At 72.1% G+C, this 14,711-nt stretch carries 13 protein-coding genes and 1 tRNA gene; 10 read left to right on the top strand and 4 right to left on the bottom strand.

The genetic code is table 11. The annotated features are described in order from the left end of the window. Positions 1 to 312: 312 nt before the first annotated feature. The 3 genes from ABFY07_RS04410 to ABFY07_RS04400 form a co-directional block, all read right to left on the bottom strand. The gene (locus ABFY07_RS04410; protein ID WP_346173156.1) at positions 313 to 1,161 is read right to left on the bottom strand and encodes an S-methyl-5'-thioadenosine phosphorylase; all 849 of its coding nucleotides are present in this window, start codon (positions 1,159 to 1,161) and stop codon (positions 313 to 315) included. A gap of 121 nt (positions 1,162 to 1,282) precedes the next feature. Further along, on the bottom strand, positions 1,283 to 1,633 hold the full coding sequence (locus tag ABFY07_RS04405; protein ID WP_346173155.1) for an FmdB family zinc ribbon protein: 351 nt from the start codon (positions 1,631 to 1,633) through the stop codon (positions 1,283 to 1,285). Positions 1,634 to 1,825: 192 nt separating this feature from the next. After that, positions 1,826 to 3,334, bottom strand: coding sequence for a potassium/proton antiporter (locus ABFY07_RS04400; protein ID WP_346173154.1), 1,509 nt, complete (start codon positions 3,332 to 3,334; stop codon positions 1,826 to 1,828). 231 nt (positions 3,335 to 3,565) lie between these two features. Here ABFY07_RS04400 and ABFY07_RS04395 point away from each other — a divergent pair, with 231 nt between their 5' ends. Beyond that, on the top strand, positions 3,566 to 6,307 hold the full coding sequence (locus ABFY07_RS04395; protein WP_346173153.1) for a penicillin acylase family protein: 2,742 nt from the start codon (positions 3,566 to 3,568) through the stop codon (positions 6,305 to 6,307). A 276-nt stretch (positions 6,308 to 6,583) separates the two neighbouring features. On the opposite strand, the gene ABFY07_RS04390 is transcribed toward ABFY07_RS04395, so the two are convergent. Then, complete coding sequence (locus ABFY07_RS04390) at positions 6,584 to 7,177, bottom strand: 5-formyltetrahydrofolate cyclo-ligase (RefSeq protein WP_346173432.1); 594 nt, start codon at positions 7,175 to 7,177, stop codon at positions 6,584 to 6,586. Positions 7,178 to 7,261: 84 nt separating this feature from the next. Between ABFY07_RS04390 and galU the strand changes: the two genes are divergently transcribed. From galU to ABFY07_RS04345, 9 genes are all read left to right on the top strand, one after another. Beyond that, the gene (galU, locus tag ABFY07_RS04385; RefSeq protein ID WP_065963471.1) at positions 7,262 to 8,164 is read left to right on the top strand and encodes a UTP--glucose-1-phosphate uridylyltransferase GalU; all 903 of its coding nucleotides are present in this window, start codon (positions 7,262 to 7,264) and stop codon (positions 8,162 to 8,164) included. Positions 8,165 to 8,168: 4 nt separating this feature from the next. Beyond that, positions 8,169 to 9,560 carry a molybdotransferase-like divisome protein Glp gene (gene glp / locus ABFY07_RS04380; RefSeq protein WP_346173152.1) on the top strand — a complete coding sequence of 464 codons (1,392 nt, stop codon included), beginning with the start codon at positions 8,169 to 8,171 and terminating at the stop codon, positions 9,558 to 9,560. 201 nt (positions 9,561 to 9,761) lie between these two features. After that, a complete protein-coding gene (locus tag ABFY07_RS04375) occupies positions 9,762 to 10,589 on the top strand; it encodes a hypothetical protein (protein ID WP_346173151.1) in 828 nt (275 codons plus the stop codon). A 222-nt stretch (positions 10,590 to 10,811) separates the two neighbouring features. Continuing rightward, positions 10,812 to 11,294, top strand: a complete 483-nt coding sequence (moaC, locus tag ABFY07_RS04370) for a cyclic pyranopterin monophosphate synthase MoaC (RefSeq protein ID WP_065963481.1) — start codon at positions 10,812 to 10,814, stop codon at positions 11,292 to 11,294. Further along, complete coding sequence (locus tag ABFY07_RS04365; RefSeq protein WP_346173150.1) at positions 11,291 to 11,872, top strand: MogA/MoaB family molybdenum cofactor biosynthesis protein; 582 nt, start codon at positions 11,291 to 11,293, stop codon at positions 11,870 to 11,872. Before moaC ends, ABFY07_RS04365 begins: the two co-directional genes overlap by 4 nt. After that, a complete protein-coding gene (locus ABFY07_RS04360; RefSeq protein WP_346173431.1) occupies positions 11,869 to 12,492 on the top strand; it encodes a GNAT family N-acetyltransferase in 624 nt (207 codons plus the stop codon). Before ABFY07_RS04365 ends, ABFY07_RS04360 begins: the two co-directional genes overlap by 4 nt. A gap of 151 nt (positions 12,493 to 12,643) precedes the next feature. After that, positions 12,644 to 13,861, top strand: coding sequence for a divisome protein SepX/GlpR (gene sepX / locus ABFY07_RS04355; RefSeq protein ID WP_346173149.1), 1,218 nt, complete (start codon positions 12,644 to 12,646; stop codon positions 13,859 to 13,861). Between the two features lie 157 nt (positions 13,862 to 14,018). Beyond that, positions 14,019 to 14,092: transfer RNA gene (locus ABFY07_RS04350), tRNA-Ala, on the top strand. A 208-nt stretch (positions 14,093 to 14,300) separates the two neighbouring features. Continuing rightward, on the top strand, positions 14,301 to 14,687 hold the full coding sequence (locus ABFY07_RS04345) for a DUF4267 domain-containing protein (protein WP_346173148.1): 387 nt from the start codon (positions 14,301 to 14,303) through the stop codon (positions 14,685 to 14,687). Positions 14,688 to 14,711 lie beyond the last annotated feature (24 nt).

Below are 14,711 nucleotides of genomic sequence, written 5' to 3'. Positions count from 1 at the left end.
AGCAGCCGGCCGATGAAGCGGGCGGGAAAGCGGGCGAGGAGCCGACTGAGAAGAGGGAAGGGCGCGAAGGGGTGGGTGGAGCGGGACGGAACGGATCGGACACGGCAATCACCGCCTGTCGTGAGAGGCCGGGAGCTTCTGGCCCCTTCACGATGCCCGCCCTCCCCGGATCCCGCTCGGACCTGTGCACAACCCTCGGGCTGTGGACAACTCCGCCACCCGCGCGAGTGAGCCCCCCGGCCCCGCGCGGTCGAGGCCACCGCCCCACGCGCTTGAGCCCGCAGCCACCCGCCCCAGCGGGCCCACCGGCCGCTAAGGCAGCTCGATCCCCAGGTCCCAGCCCTCGTGCGCGTGCCCGCACAGGCAGTCCCGGGCGTCGGTGGCCGGCAGGGCGCCCACCGCGTCGAAGAGCACGTCGCGCAGGCGTGCCAGGTTCTCCCCGAACACCCGCAGCACCTCGGCGTGCGAGACGCCCTCGCCTGTCTCCGCGCCCGCGTCCAGGTCCGTGACCAGCGTCAGCGAGGTGTAGCAGAGCTCCAGCTCACGGGCCAGTACCGCTTCCGGGTGCCCGGTCATGCCGACCACCGACCAGCCCTGCGCCGCGTGCCACCGCGACTCGGCCCGGGTGGAGAAGCGCGGCCCCTCGATCACGCACAGCGTGCCGCCGTCCACCGGCTCCCAGCCCCGTCCGCGCGCCGCCGCCACCGCGACGCGCCGCCCCGTCGGGCAGTACGGGTCGGCGAAGGTGGTGTGCACCACGCTGGGCACCCGGCCGTCCGGCAGCGGTTCGCCGTCGAAATAGGTCTGCACGCGCCCCTTGGTGCGGTCCACCAGCTGGTCGGGCACCAGCAGCGTCCCCGGTCCGTACTCCGGCCGCAGCCCGCCCACCGCGCAGGGGCCGAGCACCTGCCGTACGCCGACCGAGCGCAGGGCCCACAGATTGGCGCGGTAGTTGATCCGGTGCGGGGGCAGGTGGTGCTTACGGCCGTGGCGCGGCAGGAACGCGACCCGCCGGCCCGCGACCTCGCCGAGGAACAGCGAGTCGCTCGGCGCGCCGTAGGGCGTCTCGACAGTGATCTCCGTCACGTCATCGAGGAAGGAGTAGAACCCCGACCCGCCGATGACCCCTATCTCCGCATGCGTGCTGCTGGTGTCCGCCATGCGGTCACCCTAGCCAGCGGCGTCCCCGCATACGAGATCCCGCCGCCTCTCCGGGGAGGGACGGCGGGATGCCGGTGCGATCGAGGCGGCCGAAGGCGGCCGTGCCGAGGGTGGCCGCGGGTCAGGCGGCCGACGAGGTGCTGGTCGACGCGGTCGAGGACGAAGAACCCGAGGACGACGACGAGGACGACGAGGACGCGTCCGACGACGAGGACGAGGAGGAAGACGAGGAGGACCCCTCGCTCTTCGAGGCCGTCGACTTCGACGAGCCGCCGCCCGTGCTGCTGGACGAGGAGCCGCGGCTGTCGTTCCGGTAGAAGCCCGAGCCCTTGAAGACGATGCCGACCGCCGAGAACACCTTCTTCAGGCGTCCCTTGCAGTTGGGGCACTCGGTGAGCGCGTCATCGGTGAACTTCTGCACCGCCTCGAGGCCCTCGCCGCACTCGGTGCACTGGTACTGATAGGTCGGCACTTGCTCCTCCTGGCACTCTCACTCGATGAGTGCTAACGACGCTCCATAGTGCAGTATTCCCGCCCGCCAGTCCACTGCGAGGGGCAATACGGTGACCCATTCCACGCGGCCGTACGGCGGCCTGCTCCACCCGCCCGTACGGCGGCCCGCTCCACCCGGCCGTACGGTGACCCGTCCCACGCGCCCGTACCGTCACCGCCCGCTCGTGCCCAGCCAGCCGGCCAGCTTGCCGCCCCGGCCCACCGCGCGCAGCCGCTCCTCGGCCGCGTCCCGCACCGGGTCCGTGGCCACGACCAGCAGCTCGTCACCGCGGCGCAGCACGGTCGACGGCTGCGGCACAAAGCTCTTCCCGTCCCGGACGACCAAGGTGACCGCGGCCCCCGTCGGCAGCCGCAGCTCGCCGACCTCCACGCCGTGCATCTTGGAGTCCTCGGGGATCGAAACCGACAGCAGATGCCCGCGCAGCCGCTCCAGCGGCGCCGACTCGATGCCGAGGTCGGCCGCGGCCTCCTCCTCGCCCAGGCGCAGCCGGCGCGCGAGCCAGGGCAGCGTCGGGCCCTGTACCAGGGTGTAGACGATCACCAGCACGAAGACGATGTTGAAGACGCGGCGGCTCTCCGGCACGTTCGAGACCACCGGGATGGTGGCGAGCACGATCGGCACCGCGCCGCGCAGCCCCGCCCACGACAGCAGCGTCTTCTCCCGCCAGGTCACCGGGAAGGGCAGCGTGCTGACCAGCACCGACGCCGGCCGGGCCACCGCGGTGAGCGCCAGCCCGACGCCGATGGCCGGCCAGATGTCGTCGCCCAGCTCATGGGGGGTGACCAGCAGGCCGAGCAGCACGAACATGCCGATCTGGGCGATCCAGCCGAGCCCCTCGGCGAAGCCGCGGGTGGCCGGCCAGTGGGGGAGCTTCGCATTGCCCAGGATCAGCGAGGCCAGATAGACGGCGAGGAAGCCGGAGCCGTGGGCCAGCGCCCCGCCCGCGTAGGCGATCACGGCGATCGCCATCACCGCGATCGGGTAGAGGCCCGAGGCGGGCAGCGCGACACGCCGCAGGCCGTAGGCGCCCAGCCAGCCGATGGCCAGGCCCACCACCGCGCCGATGGCCAGCTCCATGGCGATCTCGCCGAGCAGCACGTACCAGGGGTCGATGGGGCCCTGGGCGGAGAAGGCGACCACAAGGATCACCACCGGGGCGTCGTTGAAGCCTGACTCCGCCTCCAGGGTGCCCGTGAGCCTCGGGGGCAGCGGCACCTTGCGCAGCACCGAGAAGACCGCCGCCGCGTCCGTGGAGGACACCACCGCGCCGATGATCAGTGCCTGCCGCCAGTCGAGCCGTACGAGATAGTGCGCGGCCGCCGCCGTGACCCCCACGCTCACCGCGACCCCCACCGTGGACAGCACGGCGGCGAGCGGCAGGGAGGGTTTGATCTCCCGCCACTTCGTGCCGAGGCCGCCCTCGGCCAGGATGACCACGAGGGCCGCGTAGCCGAGGACCTGCGTGAGCTCGGCGTCCTGGAAGACGACACCGATGCCGTCCTGCCCGATGGCCACGCCGATGCCGAGGTAAATGAGCAGGGTCGGCAGCCCGCTGCGGGTCGAGACCCGGACGGCCGCCACCGCCACGAGCAGGACGAGTGAGCAGATCAGCAGGAGTTCGTTGAGGTGGTGGACAGTCAGGGGCCGAACCTTTCTCACGGGAGCGGCCGGAAGGCTCCCCGGCCGACCGGAACTTCATTGCCTTACCTAATATTTTACGGGTTCTTGACGCGGGTGGCTCACACGGATTTTCCGAGGGTGACGGCGGGGTGAGGGCGAGGTGATGGCCGGTGGGCGGCCCCAGTCATGACTCCGCGTAGGGGAGGCGTCAGCGCTGCGCCTATGGTTGCTCCAGCACTCCAGGACCACCCTGCCCCTCGAAGGACAGCGATGCCCGCCAACAAAAACGGCCCTTCTGGCAAGAAGAAGGGCCGACGTGCCCGCCTGATCGTGATCGCAGTCGTGCTGCTGCTCGTGGGGGGCGTCGGGTACGGCACGTACTGGAGCATCAGTACGGTCCGCGCCTCTTTCCCGGAGACCACCGGATCGCTGCAGCTCAAGGGACTGTCCGGACCAGTCCAGGTCAAGCGCGACGGCTACGGCATACCGCAGGTCTACGCGGACACCCCCGAGGATCTCTTCCGCGCCCAGGGGTTCGTCCAGGCCCAGGACCGCTTCTGGGAGATGGACGTACGCCGCCACATGACGGCCGGTAGGCTCTCCGAGATGTTCGGCTCCGGACAGGTGGAGACCGACGCGTTCCTGCGCACCCTGGGCTGGCACCGGGTCGCGCAGCGGGAGTACGACACCAAGCTGTCGCCCACCACCAAGAAGTACCTGCGCGCCTACTCCGACGGGGTCAACGCCTACCTCGCGGACCACCAGGGCAAGTCGCTGTCCGTCGAGTACGCGGCCCTGGAGTTCGAGCACGACTACACGCCCGAGAAGTGGACCCCGGTCGACTCAGTGGCCTGGCTCAAGGCGATGGCGTGGGACCTGCGCGGCAACATGCAGGACGAGGTCGACCGCGCGCTCGCCCGCGGCCGCCTGAGCGCCAAGGAGGTCGAGGAGCTGTACCCGGCCTACCCGTACGGCCGCAACAAGCCGATCGTGGGCAGCGGAGCGGTGGACGAGACCGCGGCCAAGTTCGACCCCAAGGCGACGGCGACCGACCCCGCGAACGCCGCCCAGAACGGCGTGGGGGGCGCCACACAGGGCTTCCAGACGCAGCTCTCCTCGCTCTCCAAGACGCTCGACGAGATCCCGGCGCTGCTCGGTCCGAACGGCACCGGCATCGGCTCCAACTCCTGGGTGGTCCGAGGCCAGTACACGACCACCGGCAAGCCGCTGCTCGCCAACGACCCGCACCTGGCCCCCCAGCTGCCCTCCGTCTGGTACCAGATGGGCCTGCACTGCAACCGGGTCAGCAGCGCGTGCCCGTACGACGTGGCGGGCTTCACCTTCGCCGGCATGCCGGGGGTCGTCATAGGCCACAACCAGGACATCGCCTGGGGCATGACCAACCTGGGCGCCGATGTGACCGACCTCTACCTGGAGAAGGTCACCGACCAGGGCTACCTCTACGACGGCAAGCAGGTCCCCTTCAAGACCCGCGAGGAGACCATCAAGGTCGCCGGCGGCAAGTCCCGGACCATCACCGTCCGCTCCACCAGGCACGGCCCGATCGTCTCCGACCGCGACGACGAGCTCGGGGACGTCGGCAAGAGCGCGCCGGTCGGCACCGACGTCGGCGACGTGGCCCCCGACCGGGGCGACGGCTACGCGGTCTCGCTGCGCTGGACCGCGCTGGACCCGTCCAACACCATGGACGCGGTCTTCGAGCTCGACACGGCCAAGAACTTCACCGACTTCCGCAAGGCGGCCCGCGACTTCGCGGTGCCCTCCCAGAACCTGATCTACGCCGACACCAAGAACAACATCGGCTACCAGGCCCCCGGCAAGATCCCCACGCGCGCCAAGGGCGACGGCCGCTACCCGGCGCCCGGCTGGGACTCGCGCTACGAGTGGAACGGCTACATCCCGCAGGCCGAGCTGCCCTGGGCGTACAACCCCAAGCAGGGCTACATCGTCACCGCCAACCAGGCCGTCATAGGCAAGGACTACAAGTACACGCTGACCGACGACTGGGGATACGGCGCGCGCAGCCAGCGCATAGCCGACCTGATCGAGTCGAAGATCAAGGACGGCGGGAAGATCTCCACCGAGGACATGCAGTCCATGCAGATGGACAACAGCAGCGAGATCGCCGAGCTGCTGACCCCGTACCTGCTGAAGGTGGACATCAGGGACAGCTTCGTCAGGGAGGCCCAGAAGCTCCTGGAGGGCTGGGACTACACCCAGGACTCCGACTCGGCGGCCGCCGCGTACTTCAACGCCGTCTATCGCAACGTCCTTATGCTGGCGTTCGGAAATAAACTTCCGAAGGAGCTGCGGGTGGAGGGCCAGTGTCTGCGGGTTCGGCCCGCCGACGACTCGGGGCCCGCCGAGGACCTGGACGGCAGCGCCCGGCTGGTGCGCGAGTGCGGCCAGCGCGACCCCGCGTCGGCCCAGCCGGACGGTGGGGACCGCTGGTACGAGGTCCTTCGGAAGATCCTCAAGGACCCGAAGAACAAGTGGTGGAAGACCACCGGCACCCGTCTCCAGCCCGCCTCGACCAACCGGGACGAGCTCCTGGCGCACGCCATGAAGGACGCGCGTTCCGAGCTCACCGCCAAGCTCGGCAAGAACATCAACAGCTGGAGCTGGGGTCGGCTGCACCGGCTGGACCTGAAGAACCAGACCCTGGGCATCAAGGGTCCGGGCGTGGTGCAGTGGCTCCTCAACCGCGGCCCGTGGAACCTGTCCGGCGGCGAGGCCGCGGTCAACGCCACGGGGTGGAACGCGGCGGGCGGCTACGGCGTCACCTGGGTGCCGTCCATGAGGATGGTCGTCAACCTCGACAACCTCGACAAGTCCCGGTGGATCAACCTCACCGGCGCCTCCGGGCACGCCTACAACGCGCACTACACGGACCAGACCGAGAAGTGGGTGAAGGGCGAGCTGCTGCCCTGGTCCTTCAGCGAGAGCGCGGTGAAGAAGTCGACGGAGGACGAGCTGGCGCTCACGCCCTGACGCGCACGCCCTGAGGCGCACGGCCTGGCGCGTACGGCCGGGCCGCGCCCTGAGGCGCACGGCCTGGCGCGTACGGCCGGGCCGCGCCCTGAGGCACACGGCGTGGCCCGCGCCCTGACGCGTACGGGCCGGCGCGTACGGCACGCGTACGGGCCGGGGCGCCCGGCCTGGCCCGCGCCCCGCGCGCCCGGCCCGCGTGCTCCCGACCGCCCCGCGCCGCACGCCCCCCGCGAGCCCCCGCCCGCCCCGGGCAGGGCCTCGCGGGGGGCGTCGCCGTTACGGGGAGCGGAAGCGGTGCACCGCCGAGGGGGTGACCGCGGCGTGCACCGGCCGGTCGTGGGCCTCGCCCGGGACCTCGTCCAGCACCTCGCCGTCGTACAGCAGCACCACCAGCGCCGGGTGGACCCCCGCCCGCTCCAGCCGGGCCAGCACCCGGTCGTACGAGCCGCCGCCGCGGCCCAGGCGCACCCCGCGCCGGTCCGCGGCGAGCCCGGGCAGCAGCACCACGTCCGCCCCGGTGACCGCCTCGGGGCCGAGCCGCGGCCCCTCCGGCTCCAGCAGCCCCCGCCCGGCCCGCGCCAGTCGCTCGGGGCCCTCGTCCCGCCCCCAGTCGAGGTCGTTGTCCTCCAGGAGGACCGGGAGCAGCACCCGTACGCCCCGGGCGCGCAGCGCCTCCCTCAGGTCGTGGGTGCCGGGCTCGCGGCCCACCGAGACGTACGCGGCCACCGTCCCCGCCCCCGCGAGCTCCGGCAGCTCCAGCGCGCGACACGCCAGGGACGCCCGCGCGTCCGCGATGTCATCCGCCGTCAACCTGGCCCTCACCGCCATGAGACGTCGCCGCAACTCGGCCTTACTAGCTTCGGCATTGATCACTGAGTCCACAAACTTCCTGTCTCATGTCATATTCACCGAATCCTCATGATCCGCCCAAAGGCACCCGATAGGGTTCGGTGCATGACTCAAGCGCGTACTCGGATCAGCAAGGCTGTCATCCCCGCCGCGGGGCTCGGAACCCGCTTCCTGCCGGCCACGAAGGCCACCCCCAAGGAGATGCTGCCGGTCGTCGACAAGCCGGCGATCCAGTACGTCGTCGAGGAAGCCGTCACCGCCGGGCTGTCCGACGTACTCATGGTCACGGGCCGCAACAAGCGGCCCCTCGAGGATCACTTCGACCGCAACTACGAGCTGGAAGAGGCCCTGAGCCGCAAGGGCGACGAGACCCGGCTCGCCCGCGTCCAGGAGTCCAGCGACCTCGCGACCATGCACTACGTCCGCCAGGGCGACCCCAGGGGCCTCGGCCACGCCGTCCTCTGCGCCGCCCCGCACGTCGGTGACCAGCCCTTTGCCGTCCTCCTCGGCGACGACCTCATCGATGCCCGCGACCCGCTCCTGTCCCACATGGTCGAGGTGCAGGAGCAGCACGGCGGCAGCGTCGTCGCCCTGATGGAGGTGGACCCCTCCCAGATCCACCTCTACGGCTGCGCCGCCGTCAAGCCGACCCTGGAGGAGGACGTCGTCAAGGTCACCGGGCTGGTCGAGAAGCCGGACCCGGCCGACGCCCCCAGCAACTACGCCGTCATCGGCCGCTACGTCCTCGACCCGGCCGTCTTCGACGTGCTGCGCGCCACCGAGCCCGGGCGCGGCGGCGAGATCCAGCTCACCGACGCACTGCAGGCGCTCGCCGCGAACCCGGACCTCGGCGGGCCGGTCCACGGGGTCGTCTTCAAGGGGCGCCGGTACGACACAGGGGACCGTGGGGACTATCTGCGTGCCATTGTCAGACTCGCGTGCGAACGTGAAGACCTGGGCCCGGACTTCCGGGACTGGCTTCGCCGTTACGTCACCGAGGAGATGTAGCACTGTGAGCAGCACCGCAGCACGGGCCGCCGACCAGGGCCCGGACCAAGACCCCGGCCAGGGCCCGCGGCCCGGCGCGGCCGGCGCACCCGGCGCGCCCGGCGGGGGTCGGGGCGAGGACCGCTTCTGGACGGTGGCCGAGCACCTGGACGACATCCTCGGCCAGCTCCACCCCCTCGACCCCATCGAGCTGCAGCTGCTCGACGCCCAGGGCTGTGTCCTCGTCGAGGACGTCACCGTCCCCGGCGCCCTCCCCCCGTTCGACAACAGCTCCATGGACGGCTATGCGGTCCGGATCGCCGACATCGCGGCGGCGACGGAGGAGTATCCCGCGGTGCTCACCGTCGTCGGGGACATCGCGGCGGGCAGCGAGACCGCGCCCGCCGTCGGCCCCGGCGAGGCCGCCCGCATCATGACCGGCGCCCCGCTGCCGCCCGGCGCCCAGGCCGTGGTGCCCGTCGAGTGGACCGACGGCGGCCTGGGCCAGGGCCCGGTCACCGCCATGCCCGCCCACAGCGAGGCCCCCGAAGGCGCCAGCGGCAGGGTGCGGGTGTACCGCCCCGCCAAGGCCGGGCAGCATGTGCGCGCCCGCGGCTGCGACGCCGGGGCGGGCGAGCTGGCGCTGCGCGCCGGCACGGTCCTCGGCGCGCCCCAGATCGGCCTGCTGGCCGCCCTCGGGCGCGCCGCGGTCAAGGTGCGGCCGCGGCCGCGCGTGGTGGTGCTGTCGACCGGCAGCGAGCTGGTCCAGCCCGGGCAGGAGGCGGGCCCCGGCCGGATCCACGACTCCAACAGCTTCCAGCTCACCGCCGCCGCGCGGGACGCCGGCGCGATCGCCTACCGGGTGGGCGCGATCGCCGACGACGCGGGGGCGCTGCGCGCCGCCGTCGAGGACCAGCTGAGCAGGGCCGACATCGTGGTCACCAGCGGCGGCGTCAGCGTCGGCGCGTACGACGTGGTCAAGGAGGCCATGCGGGAGGTCGAGTTCCGCAAGCTGGCCATGCAGCCGGGCAAGCCCCAGGGCTTCGGCCGCGTCGGCCCGGACCGCGTCCCCTTCATCGCCCTCCCGGGGAACCCGGTCAGCTCGTACGTGTCCTTCGAGCTGTTCGTACGGCCCGCGATCCGCACGCTGATGGGCACCGGCCCCGTCCACCGCCCCCTCGTCCGGGCACGCTGCCCCGAGGGCGTCGCGTCCTCCCCGCGGGGGCGGCGCCAGTTCCTGCGCGGCTGGTACGAGCCCCCGGGGGTGGACGCGGAGCTCGGCGTCGTCACCCCTGTGGGTGGCACCGGCTCCCACCTGATCAAGGCCCTCGCCCACGCCAACGCGCTGATCGTGGTGGACGAGGACACCACGGAGGTCGCCGCCGGCGCCGACGTGGACGTCGTCCTGCTCACCTGATCCCCTGGCCCCCGCCCGCTGCGGGTCGGCAGCTGTTGATTCGGCTGTTGGCCGTGGTTGGCCGGTGTGCCCCTCGTCCGGGTGAATGCGGACGGTTTCCGGGATCCCGAGGTGTGTTGGGAACGCATGATCGGTGGTGGCAACTAGGTTCGTGATGTCCCGAGGGGGGCGGTGGCGCGTCAGCGGGGGAGGAGGCGTGCGTTGCGTGCGATCGCGCCTCCGTTCACGGTGGCCGGGCCGTCAGGCGCCCGGATTCGGGACCGGCTGCGTGTCGGTGTCGCGGACGAGAGGGTCCTCGCCCTGGTCGGGCAGCACCTCGGCCGTTATCAGCGGGCGGATCTGGCTGAGCGCGTGGTGATCGGTCCGGTGCCGGTGAAGGAGGCCCGGCGCGCCGAGCGGAAGAAGAAACTGACCGGGGTGTCGTCGTCGCGCTGGGCGGGGGCGATGACCCGTGTCAGTGAGGACCAGTACCAGCTCAGCATGCGCTGCCTGTACGACGAGCGTGCTGGGCTCCGCCGCGCCATCAAGAAGATTGCCCGCCGCCTCGCGGTGCCGTGCGGACAGCGCGAAGGCAGAGTGCGCGGTTACCAGAACCGGTGTGAACGCTTCCAGAAGCAGCGCCGCCTCCAAGCGCTCCAAGCGCGCCTTGCCGTGGTCGAGCGGCGCATCGCCGAGGGGTGGTGGCCGTCTGTGGTCGTGGGCGGGCGTCGTCTGGCGAAGCTGCGGCACCGCCTGGACCAGGCCCATCTCACGGCCGGGGAGTGGCGCGGGCGATGGGAGGCGGCCCGGCTGTTCCTCACCGCGGATGGCGAGTCGGGGGCCCCGCACGGGAACTACACCATCACGGTGGATCCGACGGACGGCAGCGTGACGATCCGGGCATCATGCGGCCGCGGTGGCGATCGGCAGACGCGGCCTGGGGCAACGGATCCGGCGTCGGCCAGGTGTGACCGCTCCCGACCGGAGGATCGGACAGCGGAGAGCTACCGGCCAGACCGCATCCGTACCCCAGTCCGCGTGGGACCATGAGCCCACCCAGGACCACAGGCACGCCCCATAGGGGCGGCAAGACCTGTTGGAGCCGAAGTGACCAGCTCGTGCCGCTCCCGGCACCCTGGACCGTTCGGGGTGCACCCGGCACCAGACACCTCCCACCTGGACCGGAATGTGTTGATGTGGCCAACGCAGGTCAACACTAGGAACGGTACGGTGTCGTCCCACAGGAGCCACCTGGCCCGGACCGGGAGAACGATGAGCAGCGCCCAGGACCACCTCACCCACCTCGACCAGACGGGCGCGGCGCGCATGGTCGACGTCTCGGACAAGGACGTCACCGCGCGCACCGCCCGCGCCAGCGGCCGTGTGCTCGTCGCCCCGCGCGTCGTGGAGCTGCTGCGGGGCGAGGGCGTGCCCAAGGGCGACGCCCTCGCCACCGCGCGGATCGCGGGCATCATGGGCGCCAAGCGCACCCCGGACCTGATCCCGCTGTGCCACCCGCTCGCCCTCTCGGGCGTGACCGTGGACCTCGCGGTCGCCGACGACGCGGTGGAGATCACCGCCACGGTCCGCACCACCGACCGGACGGGCGTCGAGATGGAGGCCCTGACGGCGGTCACCGTGGCCGCGCTGACCGTGATCGACATGGTCAAGGCCGTGGACAAGTCCGCGGTCATCGCGGACGTACGGGTGGAGGAGAAGACAGGCGGGAAGTCCGGCGACTGGAGCCGGGCATGAGCGGCTCGCCGGCGTACCGCGCCCTGGTCGTCACCGCCTCCAACCGCGCCGCCGCCGGGGTCTACCCGGACAAGGGCGGCCCGCTGCTGGTGGAGGGGCTTACGGCGCTGGGCCTCGACGTCGACGGGCCGCGCGTGGTCCCCGACGGGGACCCGGTGGAGTCGGCCCTGCGCGAGGCGGTGGCCGCTTCGTACGATGTCGTCGTGACCACGGGCGGTACGGGCATCTCGCCCACCGACCACACCCCCGAGGCGACCCGCCGCGTGCTCGACCGCGAGATCCCGGGCATCGCGGAGGCGATCCGCGCCGAGGGGCTGGCCAAGGTGCCCACCGCCGCGCTCTCCCGCGGGCTGGCCGGGGCCGCCGGGAGCACCCTGATCGTCAACCTGCCCGGCTCCACCGGCGGCGTACGGGACGGGCTCGCGGTCCTCGGGCGGATCCTGCTCCACGCCATCGAGCAGATCCACGGCGGCGACCACCCCAGACCAGCCGACCCTCCCGATACCGACGGCCCCTCGGCCACCCACACAGATCCCGCCGGTCCCGCCGGTCCTGATCCCGCCGGGAGCGCGCGCTGAACGCGCTCTGGCCGGTCGTGCTGGCGGACGGCGACACGGTCCTCCGCCCCATAAAGCTGCGCGACCAGCGTGTCTGGCGTGAGGTCAACCAGCGCAATCGAGAGTGGCTGCGCCCCTGGGAGGCCACCATCCCGCCGCCTCCGCCCGGCGGCCCCGTCACCCACCGGCCCACCTACCGCCAGATGGTCCGCCATCTGCGCGCCGAGGCACACGCCGGGCGGATGCTGCCGTTCGTCGTGGAGTACCGGGGGCGGCTGGCCGGACAGCTGACGGTGGCCGGGATCACCTGGGGCTCGATGTGCTCGGGCCATATCGGCTACTGGATCGACGAGGCGGTCGCCGGCCGGGGCGTCATGCCGACCGCCGTCGCCCTCGCCACCGACCACTGCTTCCGTGCGGTCGGACTGCACCGCATCGAGGTGTGCATCCGGCCCGAGAACGGGCCGAGCCGCCGGGTGGTGGAAAAGCTGGGATTCCGCGATGAGGGGCTGCGCCCGCGCTACCTCCACATCGACGGCGCCTGGCGGGACCACCTGGTCTTCGCGCTCACGGCGGAGGAAGTGCCGGAGGGGTTGTTGGCCCGGTGGCACCGGATGCGACCTGGCGCATCGCAGAAATAAAATATGTGTTCGAATTCAGTGGGCCAATTGAGCACATTACCGGCCTGGTCATCGCACCAATCACAAAAAAAGTTCGAGATATCAGCCAGATCGTGCGACACACCGCGCCAATTGGCAGATGGCCTCGCGCGTACCCCTCTACCGTGTGACCGTGAGCAGCAGTGGCCTCATCTACGCAGTCATCGTCGGGGCCTGGGCCGCCTATCTGGTGCCGATGTGGCTCCGTAGGCAGGACGAGCTCAACGAAGCCCGTCCGACGGAGCGCTTCAGTACCGCCATCCGGCTGCTGTCCGGACGGGCGGGCATGGAGCGTCGTTACGCCAAGGAGCGGGCGGACCTGGAGGCTCTCAGGGGTCCGGCGGAACCGGAGGGGCGCGCCCCGGACGCGGACCGCCCCGAGGCCGGGGGAGACCCGGCCGACCCGGACCGGCACGCGATGGACCCGGACCGGCGCGGGACGGACCCGGACCGGCGCGGGACGGACCCGGACCGGCGCGTGATCGACCCGGACGCCGTGACCGACGCGGTCGACGTCCGGGCCTTCGCCGACCCCGTGACCATGCGTGCGCCCGTGCCGCCCCACGCAGCCCCGCCCGCCGAGGGCCCCGCCGCGCCTCCCTCCGGCTCCACCGCCCAGCCGTCGCCGGCCGCCCAGCCCCCCACCGCCGCGGCCCGCAGCCGGCGCGCGAAGGTGCTTGCGCGCCGTCGGCGCACCACCATCATCCTGTTCCTCGCCTTCACCCTCGGCGCGGTCGTCGCGGCGGTCGGCGGCCTCGCCTTCCTGTGGGTCCCGGGCATGCCGGCCGTCCTGCTGAGCGCCTACATCGCCTACCTGCGCACCCAGGAGCGCCGCCGCTTCACCTTCACCATGGACCAGCGCCGCGCCGAGCTGGCCGCCCAGCGCCTGCGCGGGCGCCGCCCTCACCCCCGCCCGCCGGCGGACGGCCCCGCCGACGACGACCGGCCCGCCGAGCCGCCCGCCCGCCTCGACGCGGACCGCGCCGCCCCGGCGCCCTCCCCGCACGCGGCCGGCCGCCGCGCCCTGGTCGAGCAGACCGACCACGCGGAGTGGGTCGACCAGCAGCGGGAGCGTGAGCGCGGCCCGTCCACCGGCGAGAGCTGGGAGCCGGTGCCCGTCCCCCTCCCCACCTACGTCACCGCGCCCGTCGCCCCCCGTGCCACCGGCAGCGTCGACCTGGGCGCCCCCGACGCCTGGAGCTCCGCCCGCTCCAGCACCGCCGAACCCACCCAGGCCCCCGACGCCGCCACCCACCACCCCCCGGCCCCCCGCACCCCCCGGGAACGGGGCCGCACCCCCCTCTTCGACCAGTACGCGGACGACGACCGCCCCCGCGCCGCCAACGAGTGACCCCACCCGCCCCGGCCCCGCGCACCGGCACTCCCCGACCGGCACTCCACCGCCACTCCACCCGCCACTCCACTGACCAGCGGGGACCGCCCGGGGGCCGACGGGGAACGGATTTCCAAGCACCCCGACGGGGATGCTAGAGTTTCACTCGCTGCAAGGGCCTGTGGCGCAGACTGGTAGCGCACCTCGTTCGCATCGAGGGGGTCAGGGGTTCAAATCCCCTCAGGTCCACCCAGCTCAAAGCCCCCGCCGGGGAAACCCGGCGGGGGCTTTTTGGTGCCGTGCAGCAGCGAAATACAGCGGAAGCGACAGTGGCAGACCAACCCGAGACTGATTTCTAGCACCGCTAGACAACGAGGCAACGCTAGGTCTAGCATTGCTAGAAGTTGGAGCGGTGCTCGACAGGGGGTCGGTGCCGCGAGAAGAGGAGATCACCGTCATGCCTACCGCTGCCACCACCGCCGCCACCGTCATCACCTGGGCCATCGCCATCGGGATCATCTTCGTCGGCTCCCGCATGATGTGGGCCCCGCAGGCCGCGGCGGACTTCGGCATCCCCGGCACCCGCACCGAGGACCCCGCCACCCGCGCCTGGCTGGCTGTCCTGGGCGGCCGCGACATCGGCTACGGCCTCTTCCTGCTGGTCGCGCTGATCGGTGGAGACACGCACCTGCGCGGCTGGATGATGCTGGCCGGTTCACTCGTCACGCTCGCAGACGCACTCATCACGAAGCTCAGCGGCGGACCCGCCAAGGCGTACTACGGCATCCACGGCGGCACCACCGTGGTCATGGCCGCGGCCGGCGCCGTGCTGCTGCTGTCCTGACCGCGGCGCCGATGCTTCGCCGCA

The organism is Streptomyces sparsogenes subsp. cuspidosporus, from assembly GCF_039532705.1.
Classification (GTDB): Bacteria; Actinomycetota; Actinomycetes; order Streptomycetales; family Streptomycetaceae; genus Streptomyces; species Streptomyces sparsogenes.
This window is presented reverse-complemented; position numbering and strand designations above follow the sequence as displayed.